General features: G+C 71.1%; 16 protein-coding genes. 9 read left to right on the forward strand and 7 right to left on the reverse strand.

Features of this window, described 5'->3' with window-relative positions:
* Positions 1-72: 72 nt before the first annotated feature.
* Positions 73-831, reverse strand: coding sequence for a polyphosphate--glucose phosphotransferase (ppgK, locus tag ASH01_RS06195; protein ID WP_056772997.1), 759 nt, complete (start codon positions 829-831; stop codon positions 73-75).
* Between the two features lie 109 nt (positions 832-940).
* Complete coding sequence (map, locus tag ASH01_RS06200; protein WP_056773000.1) at positions 941-1,816, reverse strand: type I methionyl aminopeptidase; 876 nt, start codon at positions 1,814-1,816, stop codon at positions 941-943.
* A 112-nt stretch (positions 1,817-1,928) separates the two neighbouring features.
* Between map and ASH01_RS06205 the strand changes: the two genes are divergently transcribed.
* Complete coding sequence (locus tag ASH01_RS06205; RefSeq protein WP_056773001.1) at positions 1,929-2,138, forward strand: hypothetical protein; 210 nt, start codon at positions 1,929-1,931, stop codon at positions 2,136-2,138.
* Positions 2,139-2,199: 61 nt separating this feature from the next.
* Here the strand turns inward: ASH01_RS06205 and panB are convergent, their stop codons facing one another.
* Positions 2,200-3,090: a 3-methyl-2-oxobutanoate hydroxymethyltransferase gene (gene panB / locus ASH01_RS06210; protein ID WP_056773003.1), complete on the reverse strand. Its 891-nt coding sequence runs from the start codon at positions 3,088-3,090 to the stop codon at positions 2,200-2,202.
* 278 nt (positions 3,091-3,368) lie between these two features.
* On the opposite strand from panB, the gene ASH01_RS06215 reads away from it, so the two are divergent.
* The 4 genes from ASH01_RS06215 to ASH01_RS06230 all read left to right on the forward strand — a co-directional run bounded on the left by ASH01_RS06215 (position 3,369) and on the right by ASH01_RS06230 (position 11,551).
* Entirely contained in the window at positions 3,369-5,696 is a 2,328-nt protein-coding gene (locus tag ASH01_RS06215) for an immune inhibitor A domain-containing protein (protein ID WP_235509544.1), read from the forward strand.
* A gap of 155 nt (positions 5,697-5,851) precedes the next feature.
* Positions 5,852-7,189, forward strand: coding sequence for a type I glutamate--ammonia ligase (glnA, locus tag ASH01_RS06220; protein ID WP_056758289.1), 1,338 nt, complete (start codon positions 5,852-5,854; stop codon positions 7,187-7,189).
* A 64-nt stretch (positions 7,190-7,253) separates the two neighbouring features.
* Positions 7,254-10,286, forward strand: a complete 3,033-nt coding sequence (locus ASH01_RS06225; RefSeq protein WP_056773009.1) for a bifunctional [glutamine synthetase] adenylyltransferase/[glutamine synthetase]-adenylyl-L-tyrosine phosphorylase — start codon at positions 7,254-7,256, stop codon at positions 10,284-10,286.
* Positions 10,283-11,551 carry an MFS transporter gene (locus ASH01_RS06230; RefSeq protein ID WP_056773015.1) on the forward strand — a complete coding sequence of 423 codons (1,269 nt, stop codon included), beginning with the start codon at positions 10,283-10,285 and terminating at the stop codon, positions 11,549-11,551. The genes ASH01_RS06225 and ASH01_RS06230 overlap by 4 nt, the downstream gene beginning before the upstream one ends.
* A gap of 66 nt (positions 11,552-11,617) precedes the next feature.
* Here the strand turns inward: ASH01_RS06230 and ASH01_RS06235 are convergent, their stop codons facing one another.
* The 3 genes from ASH01_RS06235 to ASH01_RS06245 form a co-directional block, all read right to left on the reverse strand.
* A complete protein-coding gene (locus ASH01_RS06235; protein WP_082619448.1) occupies positions 11,618-12,607 on the reverse strand; it encodes a peptidoglycan-binding domain-containing protein in 990 nt (329 codons plus the stop codon).
* A 290-nt stretch (positions 12,608-12,897) separates the two neighbouring features.
* On the reverse strand, positions 12,898-14,409 hold the full coding sequence (locus ASH01_RS06240) for an MFS transporter (RefSeq protein ID WP_082619449.1): 1,512 nt from the start codon (positions 14,407-14,409) through the stop codon (positions 12,898-12,900).
* Entirely contained in the window at positions 14,406-14,849 is a 444-nt protein-coding gene (locus ASH01_RS06245; protein ID WP_056773065.1) for a DUF1810 domain-containing protein, read from the reverse strand. Before ASH01_RS06245 ends, ASH01_RS06240 begins: the two co-directional genes overlap by 4 nt.
* Positions 14,850-14,966: 117 nt before the next feature.
* Between ASH01_RS06245 and ASH01_RS06250 the strand changes: the two genes are divergently transcribed.
* The 4 genes from ASH01_RS06250 (at position 14,967) to ASH01_RS06265 (ending at position 19,596) form a co-directional block, all read left to right on the forward strand.
* Positions 14,967-17,822 carry a LuxR C-terminal-related transcriptional regulator gene (locus ASH01_RS06250; RefSeq protein WP_056773018.1) on the forward strand — a complete coding sequence of 952 codons (2,856 nt, stop codon included), beginning with the start codon at positions 14,967-14,969 and terminating at the stop codon, positions 17,820-17,822.
* Between the two features lie 108 nt (positions 17,823-17,930).
* The gene (locus ASH01_RS06255; protein WP_056773020.1) at positions 17,931-18,635 is read left to right on the forward strand and encodes a hypothetical protein; all 705 of its coding nucleotides are present in this window, start codon (positions 17,931-17,933) and stop codon (positions 18,633-18,635) included.
* A complete protein-coding gene (locus tag ASH01_RS06260; RefSeq protein ID WP_082619450.1) occupies positions 18,632-19,360 on the forward strand; it encodes a DUF2306 domain-containing protein in 729 nt (242 codons plus the stop codon). Before ASH01_RS06255 ends, ASH01_RS06260 begins: the two co-directional genes overlap by 4 nt.
* Positions 19,357-19,596, forward strand: coding sequence for a hypothetical protein (locus tag ASH01_RS06265; RefSeq protein WP_056773021.1), 240 nt, complete (start codon positions 19,357-19,359; stop codon positions 19,594-19,596). The genes ASH01_RS06260 and ASH01_RS06265 overlap by 4 nt, the downstream gene beginning before the upstream one ends.
* 223 nt (positions 19,597-19,819) lie before the next feature.
* Here the strand turns inward: ASH01_RS06265 and ASH01_RS06270 are convergent, their stop codons facing one another.
* The gene (locus ASH01_RS06270) at positions 19,820-20,995 is read right to left on the reverse strand and encodes a glycosyltransferase family 87 protein (protein ID WP_082619451.1); all 1,176 of its coding nucleotides are present in this window, start codon (positions 20,993-20,995) and stop codon (positions 19,820-19,822) included.
* Positions 20,996-21,365: the final 370 nt, after the last annotated feature.

The raw sequence follows: 21,365 nt of genomic DNA on the forward strand, positions 1-21,365 counted from the left end.
GGCGGGAGGGGCTGCCCGGCGACCGCCGGGCAGCCCTTCCCGCTGCTCAGACGGGTGCGCTCGGACAGGTGGTCAGGCGAGGTCGGCGGCGAGGTGCGCGGCGCCGATGATGCCGGCCTGGTTGCGCAGCTGGGCCGGGACGATCGGGCAGCGCAGCTTGAGCGCGGGCAGGAAGTCGTCGCTGTCCTTGGAGATGCCGCCACCGACGATGATGAGGTCGGGGGAGAAGAGCTTCTCGATGGTGTCGTAGTAGGTCTGGAGGCGTTCGGAGTACTCGTCCCAGGACAGGCCCTCGGCGTCCTTGACGGATGACGCGGCCCGGTCCTCGGCGTCGTAGCCGTCGATCTCGAGATGGCCCAGCTCGGAGTTCGGCACGAGCCGCCCGTCGTGGATCAGCGCGGTGCCGATGCCGGTGCCGAGTGTCGTGAGGATGACGAGGCCCTGCACGCCCTTGGCGGCGCCGTAGTACATCTCGGCGAGACCGGCGGCGTCGGCGTCGTTGAGGACGGTGACGGCGCGACCCGTGTGCTCCTTGATGAGAGCCTCGGCGTCGGTGTTGATCCACGAGGGGTCGATGTTGGCCGCCGAGAGCACGGTGCCGCGGATGACGACCGCCGGAACGGTCACGCCGATGGGGGAGTCGCCCGTCACGTCGGCGAAGTGGTCGACGATCTGGTCGACGACCTCGGCCACGGCGTCGGGCGTGGCCGGCTTGGGCGTCAGGATCTTCAGCCGCTTGCCGGCCAGATCGCCGGCCTTCAGGTCGACGGGGGCGCCCTTGATGCCGCTGCCGCCGATGTCGATGCCGAGGGGCTTGCCGTGCTTGGCCATGGTCCGTACTTCCTTGTCGAGGACGTGGTCGTGGGGTGTCAGCTGGTGGTGCGGGGTGACGCGGTGGTGCCGCTGCGGCGAAAAGGACGACGTGGGTGGCCGCCCCCGCTCAGGGGGCGTCCGCGGGGAGGGTGAGGATCTCGTGTCCGTCGTCGGTGATGAGGATCGTGTGCTCGAACTGGGCCGAGCGCCTGCGGTCACGGGTGACGACGGTCCACCGGTCGTCCCACATGTCCCACTCGGGGGTCCCGAGGTTGAGCATCGGCTCGATGGTGAAGGTCATGCCGGGCTCGATGACGGTCTCGTAGTGGGGAGCGGCGTCGTAGTGCGGCACGATGAGCCCGGAGTGGAACTCGAGCCCGATGCCGTGGCCGGTGAAGTCGCGCACGACGCCGTAGCCGAACCGCTTCGCGTAGCTCTCGATGACGCGGCCGATGACGTTGATCTCGCGGCCCGGCCGGGCGGCCCGGATGCCGCGCATCATCGCCTCGTGCGTGCGCTCGACGAGCAGGCGGGACTCCTCGTCGACGTCGCCGACGAGGTACGTCGCGTCGGTGTCGCCGTGGACGCCGTGGATGTAGGCCGTGACGTCGATGTTGACGATGTCGCCGTCCTCGAGCGGGCGCGCGTCGGGGATGCCGTGGCAGATGACCTCGTTGACGCTCGTGCACACGGACTTCGGGAAGCCCTTGTAGCCGAGGGGCGAGGGGTAGGCGCCGTGGTCGAGCATGTACTCGTGGGCGACCGCATCGAGCTCGTCGGTCGTGACACCGGGCGCGATGGCCTTCGAGGCCTGGACCATGGCCGTGGCCGCGATCCGCGACGCGATGCGCATCTTCTCCACGGTCTCGGCGTCCTTGATGCGCAGGTCGCCGTCCTCGCGCGGGTTGGGCACGTCGACGTAGTGCGGCCGCTCGATCGAGGCGGGCACCGGTCGTCGCGGACTGAGGGGGTGTGCTGACACCCGCGGCTGGAGCAACGGCATACGGTGGAGTCTAGGTCGTCAGCGGGTGCCGTCCACGAGGGGCGTTCACGAGGCGGACCCGCTCGAGCCGGATGACAAGTCGGAAGAGTCCGAAGAGAGAAGGAGTGCGCACGTGAGCTTCTGGTACAACGTCGACACGGGTCGGGTCGAGACCGACGAGAACCGCAGCCGGGGTGAGCAGGTGCTCGGCCCGTACGCCACCGAGGCGGAGGCCCAGGCGGCCCTCGACACCGCCCACAAGAAGACCGAGCAGTGGGACTCCGAGGACCGCGACTGGAACCAGCGCGGCGGCTCGTCCGCGGCCGGCGACAGCGACGCCTGACCTCTGGCAACCCCCAAGCAGTGCCCCGCCCGACCGGTCCGACCGGTCGGGCGGCGGCGTCTCAGGACTCGAAGGAGTGCTCGGCGTCGGGGAAGGCACCCGACTCGACGTCGGCGGCATACGCCCGGGCGGCGTCGAGCAGCGTGCCGCGCAGGTCGGCGTACTTCTTGACGAAGCGCGGGGCCTTGCCACTGCGCAGGCCCGCGAAGTCGCTCCACACGAGCACCTGGGCGTCGGTGCCGCTGCCGGCGCCGATGCCGATGGTCGGGATGTTCAGGACCTCGGTGACCCGCGCCGCGACGGGCGCCGGGACCATCTCGAGGACGACGGCGAAGGCGCCGGCGGCCTGCAGCGCTCGGGCCTCGTCGACGAGCGCGTCGGCGGCGTCGCCGCGACCCTGCACGCGGTAGCCGCCGAGCTGGTGCTCGCTCTGCGGCGTGAAGCCGACGTGCGCCATGACGGGGATGCCGGCGTCGGTGAGGGTCTTGACGAGCGGGACCATGGCCGTGCCGCCCTCGAGCTTGACGGCGTGGGCGAGCCCTTCCTTCATGAGCCGCACGGCACTCGCGAAGCCCTGCTCGACCGACCCGCCGTAGGAGCCGAACGGCAGGTCGGCGACGACGAGCGCGCGGCGGGCGGCCGTCGACACGGCGCGGACGAGCGGGATCATCTCGTCGAGCGTCACGGGCACGGTCGTCTCGTAGCCGTAGACGTTGTTGCCCGCCGAGTCGCCGACGAGCAGCACGGGGATCCCTGCCTCGTCGAAGATCTGGGCGGCATACATGTCGTATGCCGTGAGCATCGCCCAGCGGCGTCCCTCCGCCTTGAGGGCGTGCAGGTGGGGGATGCGCACCTTCCGTGGGGACGGCGCGGTGCTCGCGGCCGCGGGGGCGTCCTGGGCCCGGCTCCCGGATCCGTAGGGACTCTGCTCCTCGGGGGCGTCAGTGCTCATGGCCGGAGCATATCGGCGCCTCGAGGGATCGCCCCGGTGGTCGATGGCGGGCTTCGCGGATGCCTCTGTGACAGATGGGCTTCTCTATCCGAGACCGGGGTGGTCTGGGAAGGGTGGACGCCCGTCTCTTTACGAAGATTTTACGTTCTTTGCGATGAACTGCCTTGCAGCACAAGTTTTTTCGATTCCTCTGGCACAGAGCGCCACATTGTCTGTGTTCTGTGTTCTTATACGCGAGGTGCCGGATTTGCGGTGCCTTGTGACCAGGAGGACAGATCGTGAACAAGCGCCATTGGAGTGCTGTCTCGGGATTGGCCGTGGGGGCGCTCGTCGTCACCGGGCTCGCCCCGATGCAGGCTCAGGCCACACCCGTCGCCAAGGCCCCGGTGAGCGGAGACCCCGCAGCCGCCCAGGCGTCGCAGCCCGACAACCTGCCCAACCCCCTTGCCGACGCCCAGGCGGCCGAGCGCAAGGACGCCGTCGCCAAGCTCCTCAAGGGCGAGGCCACGACCAAGACCATCAACGGCAACCGTGTCATCGAGGTCAAGAGCAAGGGCAAGGGCAAGGACGGCAAGCCGGCCAAGTCCAAGTACGTCAACTACCCCGTGAACCGTGAGGAGGACATCTTCACGATCCTCACGGACTTCGGCACGCAGACGAAGTCGCCGTTCAACACGACCCTCGGACCGGTGCACAACCAGATCGCCGCGCCCGACCGCACGTGGGACGGCAACGCGACCGACGACAACTCGACGTACTGGGTCAAGGACTTCAACCGCGACCACTACCTCGAGATGATGTTCGGCACGGGTGAGTCGTTCAAGGACTTCTACCTCAAGCAGTCCAACGGCCGCTTCCTGGCCAAGGGTGACGTCTCCGACTGGGTGACCGTCCCCTACAACGAGGCCCGCTACGGCGCCAAGAACGACGCCGACGGCTACTGGAACTACGTCAGGGACACCGCGACGGCCTGGTACAACGCCCAGAAGGCGGCCGGCAAGAGCGACGCCGACATCAAGACGTACCTCGCGCAGTTCGACAAGGTCGACCGCTACGACTACGACGGCGACGGCAACTTCAACGAGCCCGACGGCTACATCGACCACTTCCAGGCGATCCACGCCGGCGAGGGCGAGGAGGCCGGCGGCGGTGCCCAGGGCACCAACGCCATCTGGTCGCACCGCTGGTACGCGTTCTCCAACCAGGCTGGCGTCACGGGCCCGTCGTTCAACAAGCTCGGCGGCGTGCCGCTCGGCACCTCCGGCATGTGGATCGGCGACTACACGACCGAGCCCGAGAACGGCGGCCTCGGCGTGTTCTCGCACGAGTTCGGCCACGACCTCGGTCTGCCCGACCTCTACGACACCAACGGCGGCGACAACAGCACCGCCTTCTGGACGCTCATGAGCGGTGGCTCGTGGCTCAACCGCGGCGGCGACTCGATCGGCACGACGCCCGGCTACATGGGTCCGTGGGAGAAGCTCCAGCTCGGCTGGCTCGACTACACCACCGTCCCCTTCGGTGAGGACACCTCGGTCAAGCTGAGCCAGGCCGACCTCGCCACGAAGAGTGGTTCGGTCCAGGCCCTCGTGGTCCCGCTCCCCGAGCGCACGGTGACCTCCGACCGCAACACGCCGCACTCCGGCAAGGCGGAGTGGTGGAGCGGCTTCGGTGACAACCTCAACTCGACCCTCACTCGCACGGTCGACCTGACCGGTGCCAAGACCTCGGCCTCGATCAGCGCCTGGGTCCAGGGCAACCTCGAGAAGGACTACGACTACCTCTACGGCGAGGTCTCGACCGACAACGGCGCCACCTGGACGCAGGTCGGCACGCCCGTCAACGGCGTCTTCGGCTGGGCGCAGAAGTCGTTCGACCTCTCGGCCTACAAGGGCCAGAGCGTCCAGTTCCGCTTCCGCGTCGCCACCGACGGTGGTGTCTCGAGCGAGGCCTTCGTCGACGACGTCGCCGTCACGACCGACGGTGTCGCCGGCACGGTCGACGACGTCGAGTCGGGCGCCGGTGCCTGGGTCGCCAAGGGTGGGTTCTCCATCATCGACGGCACCACCTCGAAGCAGGTCCAGGACTTCTACCTCGCCGAGAACCGCGTCTACAGCGGCTACGACGCGACGCTGAAGACCGGCCCGTACAACTTCGGCTGGGGCAACAGCAAGCCCGACTGGGTCGAGCGCTTCCCGTACCAGAACGGCATGCTCGTCTGGTTCGCCAACGGTGAGTACGGCGACAACAACACGATCGACCACCCCGGTGGCGGTGAGGTGCTGCCGGTCGACGCCCGTCCGGCGCCGGTCATGCTCAACAACGCCAACGGCACCACGACGATGATGGGCAACCGTCGCCAGCCGTTCGACGCCACCTTCGGGCAGGAGGCCACCGACGCGGTGACCTTCCACCGCAACGGTGTCGCGACGACGGTCCCGTCGTCGCCGGCGATGCCGACGTTCGACGACTCGGACGTCAACCGCTACTGGTCCTCGGCGAACCCGCTCGGCTCCACCAAGGTGGCCGGCTCGGGCACGACGATGACCGTGACGAAGACGCGTGACGGCGGCAACGAGCTGCAGGTCAAGGTCGCCTTCAAGTGACTCCTCCGATGACCGCGAGGTCATGAGTCCGAAGGGCCCCCGGGACACGTCCCGGGGGCCCTTCGCGTGCCCGCCCGGCGGCATACGACAGGGCTCTCGTCCCAAAGATCGTGTGTCGCAACATCCGTGAAACAGCCATGCGGCAGGATCGACACATGAACCGTCAGGAAGAGTTCGTGCTGCGCACGATCGAAGAGCGAGACATCCGGTTCGTCCGTCTGTGGTTCACGGACGTCCTCGGCACCCTGAAGTCGGTGGCGGTCGCGCCGGCCGAGCTCGAGGGGGCCTTCGCGGAGGGCATCGGCTTCGACGGTTCGGCGATCGAGGGATTCGCTCGCGTCTACGAGGCCGACATGCTGGCCAAGCCCGACCCCTCGACCTTCCAGATCCTGCCCTGGCGCGGTGACCCGCCCGGCACGGCACGCATGTTCTGCGACCTCCAGCTGCCCGACGGCACGCCGAGCTTCGCCGACCCGCGGCACGTGCTCCAGCGGGCCCTCGGCAAGGCCGCGGACCTCGGCTTCACCTTCTACACCCACCCCGAGATCGAGTTCTTCCTCCTCGAGCAGGGACGTGGCCCCGACGGACGGCCCGTCCCCGTCGACGATGCCGGCTACTTCGACCACGTGCCCCACGGCACCGGCCACGACTTCCGCCGCGCCGCCATCACGATGCTCGAGAACATGGGCATCTCGGTCGAGTTCAGCCACCACGAGGGTGCCCCCGGTCAGAACGAGATCGACCTGCGCTACGCCGACGCCCTGAGCACCGCCGACAACATCCAGACCTTCCGGACGGTCGTCAAGGAGGTCGCCCTGACGCAGGGGATCTACGCGACCTTCATGCCCAAGCCGTTCTCCGAGCACCCCGGGTCCGGGATGCACACGCACCTCTCGCTCTTCGAGGGCGACTCCAACGCCTTCTTCGAAGCCGGCGCGCCCTACCAGCTGAGCAAGGTCGGTCGGCAGTTCATCGCGGGCCTGCTGCGCCACGGCGCCGAGATCGCCGCCGTGACGAACCAGTGGGTCAACTCCTACAAGCGTCTCTGGGGCGGGGGAGAGGCACCGGCCCACCTCACGTGGGGCCACAACAACCGCTCGGCACTTGTCCGCGTGCCGATGCACAAGCCGAACAAGGGACAGTCGACCCGCGTCGAGGTCCGCTCGCTCGACGCCGCCTGCAACCCCTACCTCGCCTTCGCCGTCCTGCTCGGCGCCGGCCTCAAGGGCATCGAGGAGGGCTACGAGCTGCCGCCCGAGACCGAGGACGACGTCTGGAGCCTCACGGACTCCGAGCGCCGGGCCATGGGCATCAAGCCGCTCCCGTCCTCGCTCGGCCGCGCGCTCGAGGTCATGGAGGAGAGCGAGCTCGTCGCCGACGTCCTCGGCGAGCACGTCTTCGACTTCTTCCTGCGCAACAAGCGCCAGGAGTGGCTCGACTACCGTCACGAGGTCAGCCGCTTCGAGCTCGACCGCTACCTGCCGCGGCTCTGACCGGACCCGACCCTCCCGGACCCGACCCTCCCGGGGCCGACGACCACCGAGCGATTCGACACCGATGTCATCACGCACCAGCACGACCGAGGGGGCCCTGGCCCGGCTCGGGTTCGCCGACCCCGACCGCGCGGTCGGGCTCATCGACGACCGCGCGCTGCTGCCGATCCGCGCGGCTGTCGAGGACGGCCAGCTCGACCCCCTGGCCGCCGTCATGGGCGACACCGCCGACCCCGACCAGTGCCTGCTCGGGCTGGTGCGGGTCGCGGAGTCCCTCGCCCGTCTCGGGGACCCGCCCGACTGGGGCATCTCCGCTCTAGCGGCCGAGCTCGCGGCCCCGGGCGTCGGGCGCGAGCGCGTCCTCGGGGTGCTCGGTGCCTCGACGGCGCTCGTCGACGAGCTGGTCCGGCACCCCGAGCACTGGGTCGACGCCGCGCGTGCCGAGCGACGCCCGGGTGAGCAGGTGCGCAGCGACCTCGTGCGCGCGGTGACCGACGAGCGGGGGGAGCACACGCCGCTCGACGCCCTGCGCATCGCGTACCGCCGGGGGCTGTTGCGGATCGCCGCCCTCGACGTCACGTCCGCCGACCCGCTCGCCGAGATGCCCGCCGTCGGCGAGGCCCTCGCGGAGCTGGCCGAGGCGGCCCTCGAGGCCGCCCTCGTCATCGCGCGGGAGGAGTACGGCGAGGGCCATGAGGTATGCCGTCTCGCTGTCATCGGGATGGGCAAGACGGGCGGCGGCGAGCTCAACTACGTCAGCGACGTCGACGTCATCTTCGTCGCCGAGCCGGCCGAGGGCGCCGACGAGGACCTCGCGCTGCGAGTCGGCACGGCGCTGGCGACGGCCGTCATGCGCGCGTGCTCGACCCCCACACCCGAGGGCAGCCTGTGGCCCGTCGACGCTGCGTTGCGCCCCGAGGGCAAGCAGGGGCCGCTCGTGCGGACCATCAGCAGCCACAAGGCGTACTACGAGCGCTGGGCCAAGACGTGGGAGTTCCAGGCGCTGCTCAAGGCCTGGGTCTCGGCGGGGGACAAGGAGATCGGGCTGCGCTACAAGGCGGAGATCTCACCGATGGTCTGGGAGGCGGCCGGGCGGGACAAGTTCGTCGAGGACGTCCAGGCGATGCGCCGCCGGGTCGAGCAGCACGTGCCCGCCAACGAGGCGGCGCGCCAGCTCAAGCTCGGGCCGGGGGGCCTGCGCGACGTCGAGTTCAGCGTCCAGCTGCTCCAGCTCGTGCACGGCCGCACCGACCCGAGCCTGCGGTCCGCGACGACGCTCGAGGCGCTGGCGGCGCTGGCCCGCGGCGGCTACGTCGGCCGCGACGACGCCGCCATCCTCGACCGGGCCTACCGTCACCTGCGCTGCCTCGAGCACCGCATCCAGCTGCACCGCCTCCGGCGCACGCACCTCATGCCGGTGACTGAGCCCGACCTGCGCCGGCTGGGTCGTGCGATGGGACACCGGACGCACCCGGAGCGGGCCGTCGTGGCCGACCGTCAGTCCTCGGCCCGCGAGGTGCGTCGGCTCCACGAGCGCCTCTTCTACCGGCCGCTGCTCGCGGCCGCCGCGAAGCTCAGCCCGACCGAGGCACGTCTCAGCCCCGAGGCGGCCCGTCAACGCCTCCTCGCCCTCGGCTTCCGCGACCCGGCAGGCGCCCTGCGCCACATCGAGGCGCTGACGACGGGCGTCAGCCGTCGCGCGGCGATCCAGCGCACCCTGCTCCCGGTCATGCTCGGCTGGTTCGCCGACGAGGCCGACCCCGACGCCGGGCTCCTGTCCTTCCGCCGGGTCTCCGACGAGCTCGGCTCGACCCACTGGTACCTCAAGATGCTCCGCGACGAGGGCCGCGCCGCCGACCGCCTCGCCCACTGCCTGGCGCGCAGCCGGTATGCCGCGGACCTGCTCGTCCGCTCGCCCGAGAGCGTCTCGATCCTCGGGGACGACAACGGCCTGACGCCGCGCACGCGTGAGGCGATCACGGCGACGATGCAGTCCGCGGCCGGACGGCGCGACTCGGCCGCCGACGCGGTGGCCGCGGTGCGCGCCATCCGCCGCCACGAGCTGCTCCGCATCGTCATGGGTGACCTCGTCGGCGTCATCGACCTTCCCGGGGTCGGGGCGGCCCTGACCGACCTCAGCGGTTCGACGATCCAGGTCGCCCTCGAGGCGGCCATCCGTGAGGTCGAGCGGCGCGAGGGTGAGCCCGTCGGCGGCGACATCCTCGTCGTGGCGATGGGCAGTCTCGGTGGGCGGGAGCTCGGCTACGCCAGCGACGCCGACGTCATGTTCGTGCACCAGCCGCACCCTGGGTCGTCGGAGAAGGACGTCCAGGCTCGCGCGACGATGGTCGTGCAGGAGCTGCGCAAGCTCCTCTCCGGCTCGGGTCCCGACCCGGGCCTCGGGCTCGACGCCGACCTGCGCCCCGAGGGCAAGGGCGGACCGCTCGTGCGCAGCGTCGACTCGTTCGGCACGTACTACGAGCGCTGGGCGCTCACGTGGGAGTTCCAGGCGCTGCTGCGGGCCACCCCGATCGCCGGCCCGTCGGCCCTCGCCGACGCCTTCCTCGAGCTCATCGACCCGCTGCGCTGGCCCGAGGGCGGCATCAGCGACAGCCAGGTGCGTGACATCCGGACCCTCAAGGCGAGGGTCGAGAGCGAACGCCTCCCGCGCGGAGCCGACCCGCGCACCCACATCAAGCTGGGCCGTGGTGGACTCACCGACGTCGAGTGGGTCGTCCAGCTGCACCAGCTCGAACACGCCCACGCGCACCCGGCGCTGCGGGTCACCGGCACCATGGCGGGGCTGGCGGCGCTCGAGTCCGATGGGCTCGTCGCGACCGACGACGTCAAGGCGCTGCGCGAGGCCTGGCGTCTCGGTGCGCTGATGCGCAACGCGGGCGTCCTGTGGCGGGGGAGACCCATCGACAGCGTCCCGTCGGACCTGCGTGACCTCGACGGGATCGGCCGGATCATGGGTCGGTCCGCGGGCGAGGGAGCGGCGCTGGCCGAGCTGTGGCGCCGCGTCGCGCGACGCTCCAGGCACGCCACTGATTTCAACTTTTACGACACCCCACCTCGGGGTAGCGTCGTCACGTGAATCCGAGCCAGGGGCAGGGCGAGAGCGCGCCGACGTACGCCGCCGTCCTCCGCGTTCCGCGGTACCTGCCGGTGTTCCTGGCCAACGCCCTGTCGATGTGGGGCGACTACATCGCGCGCGTCACCATCGCTGCCGTCGTCTACGAGCGCACCCGGTCACCGCTCGCGACCGCCACGACGCTCGCGGTCAGCCTCGTGCCCACCTTCTTCGGGCGCAGCCTCATCGGACCGGTCGTCGACCGGTTCCCCTACAAGTGGGTCCTCATCTGGTCGCACCTGCTGCGGGCCGCCTGCGTGCTGGGCCTCATGTGGCTCGTCCTCCAGGGGTCGAGCCTCTGGCTCATGTTCCTCGTGCTGTTCGGGCTCGAGCTCATCGGCGGGGCGTCGACCGCCTCGTACATGGTGCTCGTGACCGACCTCTTCGACGACCGCCATCTCTACGCGCGGGCCGTGGGGTTGGGGGCGATGTCCGAGCAGTTCAACCAGGCGATCGGCCTGGCCGTCGGCGGCGGGCTCATCGTGCTCGTCGGTCCCGAGACAGGGCTGCTCTTCGACCTGCTGACGTTCGTCGTCGCGGCACTGGTGACCCTCTTCGTCGTCGAGCTGCGGCCCGTGTCGGGCGAGCGGGGCCGTGGTCTGCGTGGCTTCACGCGCGACCTGACGACCGCCGCGGGCGACCTGGCCAGGCACCCGGTCCTCGCACGACTCGTGACGCTGAGCGCCGTCGCGTGCCTCGGCATCGTCGCGCCCGAGGCGTTGGCCCTGCCGATCGCCGGCCAGAACGGCTGGGGCGGTGTGCTGATGGCCTCCCCGATCGTGGGGGCCGTCGTCGGCATCATCCTCATCGGGCGGCGCGACGTGCACCAGCAGAACCGGTCCATCGTGCCGCTGGCCCTCGCGATGCCGATCCCGCTCCTGCTGATCGCCGTCGAGCCACCGATCTGGCTCGTCGCGGCACTGTTCTTCGTGTCCGGGATGATGCAGGCCTTCATGGTGCCCCTGCAGGCGACGTTCGCCCTCGTGACCGAGCCGGCCCTGCGGGGTCGCATCTTCAGCCTGGCCGGGTCGGTCTCGATCGCGGCCGCTGGCCTGTCCTACCTCGCGGCCGGCTGGGTCGGCCAGCACTCGAGCGCCTACCTCGCCGTCACCATCTGTGCCGGCGTGTGTCTGGCCCTCGTCTCCCTCATCGCCGCGACGTGGCCCCGCAGCCGGGTCCGCTCGGCCGTCGACTCCGCCTACGCGACGACGTCCTCCCGCGCCGCCTGAGCGACGCGGGAGGACGTCGGCACCGGAGCGGGTCCGGCGAGCTGCCCGCAAACGCGGGCCATCGCGTCAGCGCATGCCGTTGGCGGCGAGCAGGGCCCGCCACGTCGACGGGTAGGCGATGCCCGTGGCCCCGAGTCCGTGCGTGGTCTGCCACGTCTTGAGGCGGCTCGTCGTCACGGAGGCGAAGGTGCCGGTCGCCGGTGACACGCCGATGGCGTTCTGCAGCGTGGTCACGGCAGGTCCCGACATGCCGGGACGCAGGACCATGCCCGAGCGCGGGACGAGCTGTCTGAGCAGGGTGCTCGCTCCGACCGGAGCCTTGACGACGGGGTAGCGGGTGCAGCGCTTCGGGTTGGGGGCCGCCTGACCCTCGGACCAGTTGAGGTCGGCAGGGCGGCAGGGGCCCCAGTCGACCGGGGCGACCGTCTTGGTCCAGAAGGAGGTCCGACCGTTCGCGCCCTCCCACGAGAGGCTGAGGTGGATGTGGTTGCGGTGACAGGCGGTGTCGTACGCCGAGGAGGGCGTGTCGGCGCAGGTGCTGTACGGGCGCCATCCCTCCGCCGGGCGGTACGAGCTCCACATCTTGTCGTTCCAGATGATGTACATGACGCCCAGGCGTCGCGCGTTGGCGTAGCGGTTGCCGGACTTGTCGTAGGCGAGCAGCCACGTCAGCACGGCACTGGCCTCGGCGCGCTCGGTGGCGTTGCGCACGTTGAAGAAGGTGTCGATGGCGCGTCCGTCGAAGTGTTCCGAGGAGGGCGTCGTCGCCGACGTGCAGGTGCGCGAGAGGCCGTACGTGTTGCCGTAGGTCGCCTGGATCAGCTTGGCGAGCTTCGCGGAGCCGGTCCGGGTGCGCAGGTCGCAGCCGGTCGGGGGGACATAGGGCGACAGGCCCTCGATCGCGACCGGGAGGCCGGTCGGGGTCGGGGGCACCGCGACGGCGCCGCCGCCGGCCTTGGCCGACGGGGCCACGGTGGACACGATGGCGAGCGACGCGACGGCTGCCATGAGCAGACCGAGCGCTCGCAGGCGTCGAGGAAGGACAGGGTGTTTCATGGTGGGTCTCCGAGACGGGGATCGGTGGGATCCACCCGGGCCGAGGCAGGGTGGCAGGGCGCGAGGGGTGTGGGGTTGTGATCCCGTGCGCGTGGAGAGAGGCCGTCAGGGAACCTGCGAACGCGGGTGTGACAATTTAACCCATTTGTCCCATTACTACCGAGTCAACGCGAAAAGTCGCTGACGCGACACGCCGCGCCGGTCACGAGACGTACGCCCGTCTTGCGATAGAGAACGCCGGTCGAGGTCGCCGGCGCGGGTCGGACGGGGCCGGAGACCGAGGGCGGGTTCTATCGTCCGGTGTGGGTCTCCGTGCGTGCGCGTAGCCGGCGCCCACGCAGGTCGAGGGCGCTGGCGAGCAGCGCGACCGCGACGAGAGCGGCGGCGACGCGCAGGGCGGTCGACGCGTCGAGCGCGCCGCCGGCAGCGGCGTCCGCGTAGAAGACGGCCCCGATGAGGGCGATCCCGGCTGCGGTGCCGATGCGCTGGCCGGTCTGGAGGAGCCCTCCTGCGGTGCCGGCTCGCTCGATTGGGACCCGGGCGACCGTGAGCGTGATGTTGGGGGAGATGACCAGACCGCTGCCGAGGCCCGCGACGAGCAGGGGGCCGGCGAGCCACCAGCCGAGCGAGGTGTCGTGGACTGCGCTGGTGACGACGTCCACCGCGACGAGACCCACGAGCACCACGGTGAGCCCAACGGTCACGAGCGAGCGCCCGAAGCGGCTGACGAGGCGCCCGCCGATCGCGGACGTCACGGCCGACCCGGCGGCGAAGGGGGTGACGGCCAGCCCCGCGAGCAGGGGCGAGTAACCCAGCTGCTGCTGGAAGAAGATCGTCAGCACGAAGAAGATGCCGGTGAAGCCACCGAAGTAGATGGTGCCGACCGCTGCACCAGAGGCGTAGCCGGGCACGTGGAAGAGGGCCAGGTCGACGAGAGGGCTCCGGCCGCGCCGGGTGTACGTGCGCTCCCACCAGAGGAAGGCGACGAGGAGGGCCGCGCCGACGAGGGCCACCCACCACGGGACGCCCGCGCCGCCACGCCCCGTCTCGACGACGGGCAGCAGGACGCCGAGCACGCCGGCGCCGAGCAGCACGACGCCGACCGGGTCGGCGTCGACATGCCGCTGAGGATCGCGAGGCGGGGGATCGGGCAGCCAGCGCATGGCGAGCACCACCGCTGCCACGGCGATCGGCAGGTTGACGAAGAAGATCCACCGCCAGCCGCTCTGCTCGCCCAGACCGTCGAGGATGACCCCGCCGACGACGGGACCCACGGCCGTCGAGATGCCGATGGTCGCGCCGAGCAGGCCGAACGCCCGGCCACGCTCGTCGCCCCGGAACAGCTGCTGGATCAGGCCCGAGACCTGCGGGTTGAGGATGCCGCCGGCCGCACCCTGGACCAGCCTGGCGACGATGAGCAGGGTGCTGTTCGGGGCGATCCCGCAGGCGAGGCTCGCGAGCCCGAAGAGGACGACGCCGACGACGAACACGGTGCGCCGGCCGAGGACGTCACCGAGGCGTCCTGCGGGGACGAGCGTCAGGCCGAACGCGAGGGCGTAGCCCGAGACGACCCACTGCAGGTCGCTGGGCGTGGCGTGCACCCCGGTCTGGATCGAGGGGAGGGCGACGTTGACGATGCTGACGTCGAGGAGGGTCATGAAGCCGGCCACGAGGCACACCCACAGGGACTTCCAGCGCCGCGGGTCGGGCTCGGTGGCGGGTGCGCGCCCACTGGCCCCGGGTACCGGCTCACGGCCGGTCTCGTGCGTGGCGACGCGGGCCTCGACGTGGTCGTCGTTCACGAGCCGAGGATCCCCGTCGTCGCGTCGTCGCGGCGGCCTTCGAAGAAGTGATCGAGCACGCGAGCGAAGGGCGCGGCGTCCTCCGGGTCGCGGGCCGCCAGCTCGAAGAGGGTCATCGACGAGCGCAGCTTCGTCGCGTCGACAGGACCCAGGACGCGCACGGGGTCGTCGGTGTCGAGGGCATCGAGCGCGTCCGCGCACTCGCGCAGCCGAGGTCCGAGGATCGGGTGGCGCAGGTAGGCGCGCGCCTCGCGAAGACCCGACACGGCATACGTCCGGGCGGTCTCGCTCCTGCCGAGCCCGCTGACCTGGGGAAGGACGAACCACATCCAGTGACCGCGTTTGGTGCCGGCCCGCAGCTCGGTCAGGGCGCTGGCGTAGGTGCCGCCCGCATCCTGGGCGCGGACGAAGCGCTCGAGGTCGGGAGAGTCGTCGGTCATGTACTGGGTCGTACCCGTGAGGCCCACCCGAGACGACACCCTGTCCAGGGTCTGACCGCGACGCGTACGCCCGGCGCGGGCTCCGTGTCGCCCGGCCCGCGCGCCTAGGGTGGTGACATGCCGGTGCTGGGCACGAAGCTGCACGTCCCGAGGGCCCGTCGGCCCCTCGTTCTGCGCCGACGCCTGACCGACCAGCTCGACATGCCCGGGGCATCACTCCCCAGGCTCGTGCTCGTATGTGCCCCAGCCGGATTCGGCAAGACCACCCTCATGGCCCAGTGGCTCGCCCAGCAGGACGCCGATGGTCCGGACGGGTCTGGGGGTGGCTTCGCCGGGAGGGTCGCCTGGCTCTCCCTCGACGGCGGCGACGACGACCCGTTCCGGTTCCTGGCCCACCTCGGCGCGGCTCTCGATGCCGCGTCGTCCGGCGACGTGACCTCCACACCGTCGGCGCCGGAGGATCCGGGCCCTGTCGGGACGGACGACGAGCCGCTGCTCGAGATCGTCGCCGCCCTGTCCGACACCGCCCGGACCGTGATCGTGCTCGACGACTACCACGTCATCACCGACCCGGACGTGCACGCTCTGGTGACGTCGCTCGTCGACCGGCTGCCGCACCGGGCCACCCTGGCTATCACCACGCGCGCCGACCCTCCACTGCGGCTGTCGCGGCTGCGCGCCCGCGGCGAAGTCCTCGAGCTGCGTGCGGCTGACCTCCGCTTCACGCCCGACGAGGCGCAGGACTTCTTCCATGACGTCATGGGGCTCGACCTCGAGCGACGGCACGTCACCCTGCTCGAGGCGCGGACCGAGGGATGGGCGGCCGGCCTGCAGCTCGCGGCCCTCTCGGCCCGGGGACGCACCGACCCCGACGACATCGACGCCTTCGTCGACGCCTTCAGCGGCAGCCACCGGCTGGTCCTCGACTACCTCGTCGAGGAGGTGCTGGCCGGCCTGCCCGACGACCTGCGTTCCTTCCTGCTCGACACGGCAGTCCTCGACGCCCTCACCGCGCCGTTGTGTGATGCGCTGACGGGGCGTGAGGACGGCCAGCGCTCGCTCGAGCTGCTCGAACGCGGGAACGTCTTCGTCGTGCCGCTCGACGACCACCGGCAGTGGTACCGCTACCACCACCTTTTCGCCGACACCCTGCGTGCTGGCCTCGTCACCGAGCGACCCGGCGAGACCGCAGGGCAGCACCGGACGGCCAGCAGGTGGTACGCCGGCCAGGGGCTCGTGGCCGACGCCATCCGGCACGCGATCGCAGGCGGCGACGCCGAGCAGGCCGCGGAGCTGCTGGAGCTGGCGCTGCCGGACCTGCGCCGGCGTCGCCAGGACCGGACCCTGCTGCAATGGCTCACGGCGCTGCCCGACGACGTCGTCGGTCGTCGACCCCTGCTCGCGACCGCACGGGCGTGGTCGCGGCTGTCCGTCGGTGACCTCGACGGCGTCGAGGCCTGGCTCGATGCTGCCGAGGCCGGCCAAGCCGGCCAGACCGGTGGCCACGGGCGGGAACCGATCCCGGCCTCAGCCCTCGCCGAGGCCGAGCGGGCCCGCGACGAGGAGCGCAGGAGCGTACCGGCGACGATCGAGATCTACCGGGCCTCGGTCGCCCAGGCCCGCGGCGACGTCGCGGGCACGGTCGCGCACGCGCGGCGGGCGCTCGAGCTGGCGGGCGATCGCGACCACCTCGCCCGAGCCGGAGCCTTCGGCTTCCTCGGCCTTGCGGCGTGGGCGGCCGGCGACGTCGTCACCGCCGTCGACACCTTCAGCGAGGCGCGGCGCAGCCTCGCTGCGGCTGGAGCGCTGGCCGACGAGCTCGGCGCCGTCGTCGTGCTCGGCGCCATGTGGGTGGCGAGAGGTCGTCCTGACGAGGCGCGTCGGCTCTACGAGGACGCGCTCGAGACCGCGGCGCGACACCTCGGTCGGCTGCCGGCGACGGTGGGTGACGTGCACGTGGGCCTGGCCGAGGTGCTTCGCGAGCACGGTGAGCTCGACGCGGCACAGCACCACCTCGAGGTCGCGCGTGACCTCGGCGAGAGGGCATCCCTGCCCGAGAACCGGCACCGCTGGTTCACGACGATGGCCGGTCTGCTCCGGGCGCGCGGGGACCTCGACGGCGCGGTGGCGATGCTGCAGCAGGCCGAACCGCTCTACGTGGCCGGCTTCTTCCCCGACGTGCGTCCCATCGCCGCCGAGATCGCGCGGCTCCGGGTCGCCCAGGGCCGACTGCCGGAGGCCGAGAGCTGGGTCCGTGCCTGCGGCGTCACCTGCATGGACGAGCCCTCCTACCTCGCGGAGTTCGACCAGCTCACGCTCGCCCGACTGCTCGTCGCTCAGGCCCGCGCCGCCCAGCCGAGCCCGGGCTCGGCCGGCGAACCCGACCCGAGGCGGGGTGCGGGCGGGAGTGCTGTCGATGTGGCGACGCGCGTGCTCGCCGCGGGCGAGCTGGCACGACGCGACGGCACGGTCGTCGAGGCGCTGCTCGTCCGTGCGCTCGCCCACCACGTGTCCGGTGACCTCGACCGCGCCGTGAGGGACCTCGACCGCGCCGTGAGTCGTGGTGTCCCTGCCGGCTACGTCCGGCTCTTCCTCGACGAAGGCTCGGCGCTGAAGGAGCTGCTCCGGTCCACCCAGGCTGCTGGGGTCGATGCGTCGCCCGCGCTGCTCGACCTGGTCCACCCGGCCGCGTCGGCGGCCGACGGTGACACGAATGCTCCCGCGGAGCAGGACTCCGGCCTCCGACCGGGCCTCCATCCGGGCCTCCATCCGGGCCTCCACTCGGGCCTCAGCAGCCGCGAGCTCGAGGTGCTGCGCCTGCTCGCCACCGATCTCAGCGGCCCCGAGATCGCGGCGCGACTGTTCGTCTCGGTCAACACGCTGCGCACGCACACCAAGCACATCTTCACCAAGCTCGACGTCTCCACGCGCCGAGCGGCGGTCTCCCGGGCGCACGCGTCCGGCCTGCTCTAGGTCACCACCTCGGTCACCCGATCAGGTGATGTGGGCTCACCCTCGGCGTCCCTAGCGTCGTGGACATCGCCGGACACGCCGTCCAGCCCCAGTCACCGGGAGCCCGACATGACCATCACGACCACCAGCCTCACCCGTGCCGCCGGCGGTGCCGCCGCGGTCGCCGGACTCCTCTTCATCGGGGTCCAGGTCAACCACCCAGCCATGGACGTGTCCTCCGTCGGGAGCACCGAGTGGGTCCTGCGCAACACCGCAAAGGTGGTCCTCAGCGCCCTCGCGCTCGGCGGCGTCACCGGGATGTACCTGCGCCAGGTGCGGCAGACGGGCTGGCTCGGCCTCGTCGGCTGGGTCCTCTCAGCGGTCGGCTTCCTCGTCATGGGCAGCGTCGCGTTCGTGGCGGCATACGTCCTGCCGACCCTGGCGGACACGGCGCCCCGCTACGTCGACGATGTGCTCGTCGCCGCGAGCGGAGGGCACCCCGTCGGCGACATCGGGCTCATGCAGGGCGTGTTCCTCGTCTCGGCCGTCGCGTACGTCGGCGGAGGGGTCACCCTCGGCGTCGCCCTGTTCCGGGCACGGGTCCTGGCTCGCTGGGCGGCCGCCCTGCTCGCCGTCGGCTGCGGCGCCACCGTGCTGCTGTCCGTCCTGCCCCACTCGTTCGAGCGGCCGATGGCCGTCCCGACCGGGGTCGCCCTCATCGGCCTCGGAGTCTCCTTGTGGCGCAACGCGACCCAGACATCCACTGCCACCACGTCTGCCGACGCGAGCTCGTCCGACGCGGCCGTGCCCGCCGTTGCCAGCGCCGTCCGATGACCGACGACGTGGTGGGCCGGCGCCGGATCGCCCGGCGCCGGCCCGGCCGGCGGGCGAGGTCCGCCGGCTGGGGCGGTCCGGTGGCGATGATCGCCCTGTCGGCCGTCCCGCTCGCGGCCGGCGCCCTGCGGCTGGCCCAGCTCGGCGGCGTCACCCAGGTCGTGCCGGCGGACCGCCGCTTCGCCGACGCGCCGGCCCCGCTCGTCCTGCACATCGTGGGGGCCGCCGTCTACGCCGTCGTCGGGGCCCTCCAGCTCGTGCCCGGCCCCCGGCGCCGGCACCCCGCCTGGCACCGCCGCGCCGGTCGCGTCGTCACCGGCGTGGGCGTGCTCGTGGCCGGGTCGGCGTTGTGGATGACCCTGCTGTATGCCGCGAAGCCGGGCACGGGCGCCCTGCTGTACGTCCTCAGGCTGGCCTTCGGGTCGGCCATGGTCGCGTGCCTGGTCCTCGGGATCACGGCCATCCGCCGCGGCGACGTGCCGCATCACCGGGCTTGGATGATCCGCGCATACGCCATCGCGCTCGCCGCCGGGACGCAGATGTTCACCGAGGGCATCGGCGGCGCCCTGTTCGGCACCGGTGGGGTGAAGGGCGACCTCGCCAAGGCCGCCGGATGGGTCATCAACCTCGCCGTGGCCGAGTGGGTCATCCGCCGCTCGGCGCCCGCCCCGACCGCCCGGCGGGGCCGACGCCCGTCCGTCGCGGCCACGGGTCTGTCGTCGTGACCGACCGGACCGTCGTCTACGAGATCCGGGTCGAGGGGCACCTCGACGGCCATTGGTCGGCGTGGCTCGGCGGCCTGACGATCACCCGCCACGACGACGGTACGACGACCCTCTGCGGTCCTGTCGTCGACCACTCCCGGCTGCACGCCGTCCTGGCCCGACTGGGCGACCTCGACGTCACCCTGCTGTCCCTGTGCGCCCTGGGTCACGAGCCGGGGAGCATCGACCGCCGGTGAGGCGGGCGACCTGAGCACCGGATACGCGAAACGCGGGTCCCCGTAGGGACCCGCGTTCCGAGGGTGGCTCTCCCAGGGGGATCGGCCGTGCTGCCGTGAAGACTCAGATGTCGACGTACATCTCGAGCTCGTGCGGGCGGAAGCGCATCGGGTCCACCTCGTTCTTGCGCTTGTGCTCGACCCAAGCCTCGATGAGGTCCTCGTGAAGACGTCGCCCTCGCCGTCAGGCGGCCGGGCGTTCGTTCTTCGCGTGTTTTGCCACCTGCGCAGCAGGACCGCCGCGATGCATGAACCAGGCTGCGACCACGACCGATACGCACAGAGCGGTGATGTCGGTCAGCATGATCGCGAGGAACCTCCAACGGTCGTCGACACCGAGCGGGGCGAGCAGCCACGGCATCGCCCAGCGCAGCATCATCACCAAGAACGCTGCGACTGCTGGAACGTTTCCCCTGGTCCGCAAGGCGGACGCGAACCACACCCAGATCAACGGCAGGAAGAGGACTCGGTACTGGTCGTGCGAAACCGGGAGCAGGAGCACCGCACCCATCACGATGTGCCAGAGGGAGAGCGCGGACTCAGCAGGTCTGCGGAGGACGAGCACGAGGGCAGCAATCACGAGCGCGGCGAGCGCGACGTCGGTCGCTCGCGCGAGGTCTGTCGACACGACGATCGGGATGAAGTTGCCCCGGTCGGTGAACAGTTCAGTCCCTACGCCCCACGCGGACCAGACGATGAACTTCTGGTCGCTCATGGCGTGGGTGCACTCGATCCACCGCACGACCTCACCGGGGCCGGTGACGAGCGCCACCAGCAGGGCACAACCGGTGAGCAGCCCGAGGTAGCCAAGCAGCGATCTGGCTCGGGATCTGGCACCGGCACGCAGGAGCCACATCACGAAGACCACGGGCCAGGTCTTGACGAGCGCCGCCAACGCCAACACGGCTCCGGACAGTCCCGGTCGTCCGCGTCGGTAGAGGAGCAATGCGACAGCCGTCACGGCGAGGACAATCGTGTCCGTCTGACCGAGAGCGAGCTCGACCCCGAGGCCCGAGTCCCCGAGGGCAGTCAGGACGCCGACCAGCGCCACCAGCGGACGCTCCCACGGCGACAGGGTCGGAGCCAGCGCCCAGACGGTCGCTGCCACGGCGACGAGACAGGCGGCGATGCCCAGGACAGTCCACCAGGCGAAGGCGTCCGGAGACCATGCGAGAGGGCGGAGGAACCACGCGACGAGAGGCGAGTAGACGTAGAAGGGGCCTTCATAGACGCTGCCCCCAGACACGGAGTCCCGTGCCGCGTCAAGAAAGAGCCCAGATCCGTCCCGACGACGGTGAGGTCCACGGCGCGGAAGCGAACGACGGAGAGCGAGATGGTGACGAGAGAGACCAGTACCCACATCGCGGAGACGAGCTGCCTTGCTGGCATCGACGGGCGGGGGAGGGGGCGAGGCACCGTTGTCCTGCCGAAGCCCCCGACCATGGCGTCCTCTCGATGCAGGTGCGGCCGGGCTGGCCCCGTCGAAGCAGTCGTAGGGGACGTGAGCCCAGCCTGTGCTGTCGCATCAGCACGTTCAAGCGCGATCCTATGGGCTTTATCGGCAACGCTCGAAACTGAGGCCGATCCGACGGTCGAAAACGAGGCCACCGGGTCGTGTGTTTCTAGTCTGCCGGGTCTTGGGTTCTGATGCTGGGAAGGGTGTCGAGTCCCAGTTGCCGTCGTCGCCGCCGGCCGGCGCCGGGGTCTGGGACACGGAGTCGGACCAGGCG

It is taken from the genome of Terrabacter sp. Soil811, from assembly GCF_001429655.1.
Taxonomy (GTDB): Bacteria; Actinomycetota; Actinomycetes; order Actinomycetales; family Dermatophilaceae; genus Terrabacter.

What these genes read in the sequence shown, in the direction of transcription:
- ppgK (WP_056772997.1), bottom strand. Translation starts at nt 831, where the DNA reads ATGGCCAAGCACGGCAAGCCCCTCGGCATCGACATCGGCGGCAGCGGC.
- map (WP_056773000.1), bottom strand. Translation starts at nt 1,816, where the DNA reads ATGCCGTTGCTCCAGCCGCGGGTGTCAGCACACCCCCTCAGTCCGCGA.
- panB (WP_056773003.1), bottom strand. Translation starts at nt 3,090, where the DNA reads ATGAGCACTGACGCCCCCGAGGAGCAGAGTCCCTACGGATCCGGGAGC.
- glnA (WP_056758289.1), top strand. Translation starts at nt 5,852, where the DNA reads ATGAACCGTCAGGAAGAGTTCGTGCTGCGCACGATCGAAGAGCGAGAC.
- ASH01_RS06225 (WP_056773009.1), top strand. Translation starts at nt 7,254, where the DNA reads ATGTCATCACGCACCAGCACGACCGAGGGGGCCCTGGCCCGGCTCGGG.
- ASH01_RS06235 (WP_082619448.1), bottom strand. Translation starts at nt 12,607, where the DNA reads ATGAAACACCCTGTCCTTCCTCGACGCCTGCGAGCGCTCGGTCTGCTC.
- ASH01_RS06245 (WP_056773065.1), bottom strand. Translation starts at nt 14,849, where the DNA reads ATGACCGACGACTCTCCCGACCTCGAGCGCTTCGTCCGCGCCCAGGAT.
- ASH01_RS06250 (WP_056773018.1), top strand. Translation starts at nt 14,967, where the DNA reads ATGCCGGTGCTGGGCACGAAGCTGCACGTCCCGAGGGCCCGTCGGCCC.
- ASH01_RS06255 (WP_056773020.1), top strand. Translation starts at nt 17,931, where the DNA reads ATGACCATCACGACCACCAGCCTCACCCGTGCCGCCGGCGGTGCCGCC.
- ASH01_RS06260 (WP_082619450.1), top strand. Translation starts at nt 18,632, where the DNA reads ATGACCGACGACGTGGTGGGCCGGCGCCGGATCGCCCGGCGCCGGCCC.